At 65.1% G+C, this 5101-nt stretch carries 6 protein-coding genes; 5 read left to right on the top strand and 1 reads right to left on the bottom strand.

Annotated features, from left to right (window positions below):
* From KBZ15_RS18230 to KBZ15_RS18215, 4 genes are all read left to right on the top strand, one after another.
* The coding region (locus KBZ15_RS18230; protein ID WP_255016641.1) for an adenylate/guanylate cyclase domain-containing protein at positions 1-1490 on the top strand (1490 nt) is incomplete at its 5' end.
* A 480-nt stretch (positions 1491-1970) separates the two neighbouring features.
* A complete protein-coding gene (locus tag KBZ15_RS18225; protein ID WP_255016640.1) occupies positions 1971-2741 on the top strand; it encodes an ATP-binding protein in 771 nt (256 codons plus the stop codon).
* On the top strand, positions 2738-3142 hold the full coding sequence (locus KBZ15_RS18220; protein ID WP_255016638.1) for a DUF4143 domain-containing protein: 405 nt from the start codon (positions 2738-2740) through the stop codon (positions 3140-3142). Before KBZ15_RS18225 ends, KBZ15_RS18220 begins: the two co-directional genes overlap by 4 nt.
* 426 nt (positions 3143-3568) lie before the next feature.
* A complete protein-coding gene (locus KBZ15_RS18215; protein WP_255016637.1) occupies positions 3569-4408 on the top strand; it encodes a GNAT family N-acetyltransferase in 840 nt (279 codons plus the stop codon).
* Between the two features lie 56 nt (positions 4409-4464).
* Here KBZ15_RS18215 and KBZ15_RS18210 read toward each other — a convergent pair whose 3' ends face one another.
* Positions 4465-4659, bottom strand: a complete 195-nt coding sequence (locus tag KBZ15_RS18210) for a hypothetical protein (protein WP_255016636.1) — start codon at positions 4657-4659, stop codon at positions 4465-4467.
* A gap of 9 nt (positions 4660-4668) precedes the next feature.
* Here KBZ15_RS18210 and KBZ15_RS18205 point away from each other — a divergent pair.
* The coding region (locus tag KBZ15_RS18205; RefSeq protein ID WP_396123544.1) for a hypothetical protein at positions 4669-5101 on the top strand (433 nt) is incomplete at its 3' end.

Here is a 5101-nt window from a genome sequence, read left to right as displayed (position 1 = left end):
TGGAGCGGGGTGCTCGCCGGGTGGTGTTCAACCTGGTGTTAGCCCAGCCCAGCCGTTTCGGCCCGGCCGATGACGCAGCTTTTCAGCGCCGTTTGGCGCCCTGGCGGTCTCAGCTTGTCTTGGCAGCGTCATTCGCGGGCAGCAGTCAACAAGACCTGGAGCAGGTGCAGTTGCAAATGCCCCTGTACGCCGGCATAGCGGTGGGACTGACCAACCTGTTGCAGAGCCCCCAGGGCATTACTGATGCCATCCCTGGTAGTGACTGGATTGCAGCCCATTTGGCTGGCTTCCAATCTCCCCTGCCCCAAGCGCTTGCCTGGGCCGCCAGCGCTCAGGCCCCGCCCACGCCCGTGCGGGGAATCAATTTTCCTGGGCCCGCCGGCACCCTGGCTGCCGTACCGGCCTGGCAGTTGCTGGAGCAGCCCGCTGCTTTTTGGCGTGGCCGCACCGTGGTGATCGGTGCCACGGCTGCTGAGCTGGGCGGTCAGCTGGAGACACCCTTCGGTCCCCAGAGCGGCACGGAGGTGCAGGCGGCTGCCCTGGCAAGTGCGCTTGCCGGTAATTCGATTCAGTTTCTGCCCGATCCCGGCCAGCTGGCGTTGTTGTTTAGCTGGGCTGCGCTGCTGGCCTGGAGCTTGACGCGGGTGGTCACGGCGCGGCAGGCCACGCTGCTCAGCCTGGGCTGGCTGACGGCCGCAGTCCTGCTGGCTGCCCTGGTCTGGTGGACAGCCTTTTTCTGGCTGCCCCTGTCAAGTTTGCTGTTGCTGCCGGGCCTCGCAGGGGGATGGCGCAGCGCGGCCTTGGGCTGGCGCGAGGCCAGGGAGCGCCAGGTTTTACATCAGCTGCTCAGCAAACGGATTTCGCCTGGCCTGCTCCAGGACATCTTGCGGGAGCCCGGCCCCGTTTGGACGCAGCTGGGTGGTAAGCGCGCTCGCTGTGTAGTGCTGTTCACCGATCTGGTCGGCTTTACACCCCTCAGTGCCCGGCTTGAGGCGGTGGATTTGCTTTCCTTGCTCAACCGTTATTTCGATGGCTTAGCCCAGGCGGTGATCGCTGAGCAGGGGTTGCTCGACAAGTTCATTGGCGATTCGTTGATGGCGGAGTTTGGCTTGCCCCGCAGCCGAGGGGAGGCGGCGGAGGCTCTAGCGGCGGTGCGGGCTGCCCAGGCGATGCAGCTCAGTTTGGAGCGGCTCAACCAGGAGCTAGAGCTTGCGGGCCAGCCGCCCCTTCGTCATGGCATTGGCATTCATGTGGGTGAAGTGGTAGCTGGCAACCTGGGCTCCTCCCAGCGCATGGAGTACACCGTGATTGGCTCTGCGGTAAACATCGCCAGCAGGCTTGAGGGTCTTACGCGCCAGTTTCCAGACCACAGCATTTTGATCAGCGCTGAGTTGCGCCAGCTGCTGCCACCGGAGCTGGTTGTGGTGCCCTTAGGTAGCCATAACGTCAAGGGATGGCAGGTGCCACTGGAGGTGTATGGATTGGCGTAGATAAACGTAAGAGTGCACTCGCATGTCCATGCGATTCAATTCAGCTTTTTGGATTACAGTTAAAAGGTGTGTGGAAGAAACCAGTGCGCTGCTTGACGGTCGGATGAGTTTTGGGCCGAGCGGATCCGGTCCTGTGCTTTGCTCCCGATGGTGAGTTGCTTAGTCGTCATTGTATGGCGCAGACCGATCATAAGCGCTACCTGGCTGGGGATCTAATTAAGGGCGTTTTCTTTCCGGCCCAGCAGTTCGGGCCCTTTCCCGTTTTCAGGTCAATCGCGCACGCCCAGGTTGGACTAGCCAATCGGCAGCCAGATAGCCGAGGCGAATTAATTTTTTACGGGCCCGAACCCCGCTCTAACCGCATTCCTGCCTGGGAAGTGCTTGATATGGGCCCGCTGGCGTATCCATGCCCGCCGCTCTGTCCTGCGGCCCTCGACCGCCCCCTTGCCATTCATGCAGTGAATGAATTTCATCCACCGCATGAATTTTCTTCCCCGTCTGGTCAGCGGCGCCCTCGCCGATCGGTTGGCGGTGATGCCGGCAGTGGTCGTCACGGGTGCGCGGCAGACCGGCAAGAGCACCCTGGTCGAACAGCTCGTTCAAGGTGAAAGGCTCTACCGCACGCTGGACGACTTCGACGTGCTCGATGCCGCCAGGCGCGATCCAGAGGCGCTGGTGGGAGGCCATGAGCCGATAACACTCGACGAGGTGCAGCGTGAGCCAGGTCTGCTCAGCGCCGTGAAGCGGGCCATCGATCGGAACCGCAGCGCTGGTCGCTTCCTGCTAGCCGGTTCGGCGAACCTGCTCCTGATGCGGCAAGTTTCCGAATCGCTCGCCGGCCGCGCCAGTTATCTCACCCTCTGGCCGATGACCCGTCGTGAGCAGCTCGGGCTGGGGCACGCCGGCCGCTGGGAGGAGCTCCTCGACACGCCCGATGAAGGATGGCGCGACCTGCTCGCCGCCGGGGACGGGCTTGAGGAGGACTGGCGTGCGCTGGCGCATCGGGGTGGCTTCCCCACACCGGCCATCGAGCTGGCCAGTCCGGCTGAGCGCGCCATCTGGTTCGACGGCTACGTGCGCACCTATCTCGAGCGCGACCTGCAGGACCTCGCCACGATCAGCTCACTGCCGGATTTCCGCCGGCTGATGCAGGCGGCCTCCCTGCGCCTGGGGCAGCTCCGCAACCAGACCGAGCTGGGGCGCGACGTGGCTCTGTCGCAACCCACGGTGCACCGCTGGCCTATGCCGTGAATCGCACCAAGCGGCTGATCAAGGCCCCAAAGCTGTACTGGGGCGACACCGGCATCGCTCTGCACCTGGCCGGATCAGAACCGCAAGGTTCCCATCTCGAAAACCTGGTGCTGCACGACCTGCTGGTGTGGCGCGACGCGCGCATCGCCAGGGCGGAGCTGGGGTACTGGCGCACGACCATCGGCGAGGAGGTGGATTTTGTTATCGAGGCAGGGAACAAGCTGCTGCCGATCGAAGTCAAGGCGACGGCCTCGCCGCGGCTGGCGGACTGCGCCCACCTGCGCACCTTCCGCGCGGAGTACGGCAACAAGGCCCGCGCGGGCCTCCTGCTGCACACCGGCAGCAGCGTCGAATGGCTCGCCCCGGATGTGCTGGCGGTGCCGTGGTGGCGAGTGCTCTGACCATGCCGTTACACATCGAGCCGGTCTTCGAGAATGTCGTCGAAGCGGATCAGCAGCGGCAGCGATAGATAGCGCCCCTGCAGCTCCTGCACCAGCTCCACCAGATCGAGGGATCCCCCCAGCGCTCGAGGCCGTAGAGGGCGGCGCCGTCGGCGGCGGTTCAGGTGCCGGTGGGATTGGCGAGCACCATCGGGTCCGCACGCTGGTTAGCAAGCAGGAATTTGGTCAGTGGTGGCCGGCAGGCCCTGCTCTGGCGCTCGCTTCTGGGGATCGGGGGCTGTACGACCACCGCCTAAAATTATTCCGCCTGAAAAGATGTGCCTGTCCGTGTCACCTGATCAGGAAGCTCGCGCTAATGTCCAGGGCGACGAAGGCTCCGCCGCGGTCCGAACCCTTGCCAACACTCTCCGCGCTGCGGGAGAGCCGGTGATCGTCGGACCGCATGCCTGCTGGAGGCCGATTGGTCGCTTCTCGCTGCAGAGCTTGCCAGGTGCCCTGGTGGTGAAGCCTTCCCCGGAGGAGGTGAGAGCGGTGTTGCTGCGCAGCGGGCGGCTGGTCGCCCTCTACCCATCCGTCGAGGCAATAGCGCAGCCGCTGGTCAGCTTTGTGGCCCGCCGGCATGGTCATGGCCCAGGTCGCCAGCAGCGCCAGTTTCGGCAGAAGTTGCGCCTCGGCAAGCGCTTCACGGCTGTCGGACCCATCTCCTGGCAGGAGCTGGAGGGTGAGGGCGTGGCGGTGAATCGCGCTGCGGTTGCCGCCAGGCGCTCCAATCACCACATCTGGTGCCGGCCGCAGCGATGGCTGCGCTTCTGCCGTGCCCTGGCGGAGGATCCGCGGATGACAGCCTGGGGCTCCCGGGTGGAGGGGCGATTGGCGGCGTTCTTGCTTCTCTGGCAGAGCGACCGCACGGCCCATGGGCTTGCGCTGCAGTGGGACCCTGCCCTGGCCTGGGCCTATCCCACCCATTGCCTGTACGACGGCGTTCTGGATACGCTCTTTGCCCGGGGTCATACCGATGCGGTGGCCGTGGGGCGCCAGATGATTCCACCTCGCTCAGACCTTGATCGCTTCAAGCGCCATGCCGGCTTTTCGCCCGAACCCTGCACGGTGAGGGTGGTGGCCCACCCCTGGCTGGCGCCCTGGCTGCGGGGGCGAGCCCCAGCTACCGTTCTGCGTCGGATAATGGAGGTCGGTCCGACGGGTTGGCCCGCTCTTGCCCCTCTGGAGGTCCTTGTCCGGGCCTGCGAACAGGCGCCCCCGTCATGACCCATTCCTTAGGTGTCGTTGTTAGCCAACGCGATCGCTATGGCTGGCCAGAACCCCTAATTGAGGCTCTCCTGCATGCGGTGCCGGCGGGGACGCCGGTCCTTTTCATCGATGGTGGCTCCCCCCCGGCCGTGGGGGATTCCCTGCGGAAATCGGCCGAGCACTGAGGCTTCCAGCTGGAGCGACGTCAGGGGTTCATCGGCGCCAACCAGGCTCGGCTGCTGGCCCTGGAGCGGCTCAGCGTCACCCATCTGCTCTGCGTGGAGAATGACGTCCTGCTGGCCCCGGGCTGCGCGCGCTACCTACTCGCCGCTGCCGAGCGGCATCAGGCGGATGTGGTGGTGCCGCTGGTGCTGGAGGAGAACAGCAGTGGCCGAAGGCGGATCCATGTGGCCGGGGGGCGCTGCCGTCTTCGCCGGGGCTGGGGCGGCATCAGATTGGAGGTGCGGTATCAGCATTGGCATCAGGCCCCGGAGCAGCGACCAACAGAGGGCTTTCCCACTGAGTTGGTGGAATATCACGCCCTGATGCTCCGCACTGCGTTCGCCAGGGCCCATCCCCTGCTGGATCCCACCATTGCCAGTGTGCCGGAATCTCTGGATTTTTCCCTTTCCGTGCAGCGCTATCAGGGACGTTGCTGGCTGGAGCCAGCGGCGGTTGCGGTGTTTTGCACGCCCTCCCAGGTGGAGCCGG

This window comes from Cyanobium sp. BA20m-p-22, from assembly GCF_024346275.1.
Lineage (GTDB): Bacteria > Cyanobacteriota > Cyanobacteriia > PCC-6307 > Cyanobiaceae > Cyanobium_A.
The sequence above is the reverse complement of the archived record's forward strand: the minus strand, read 5'-3'. Positions and strand labels throughout refer to the sequence as shown.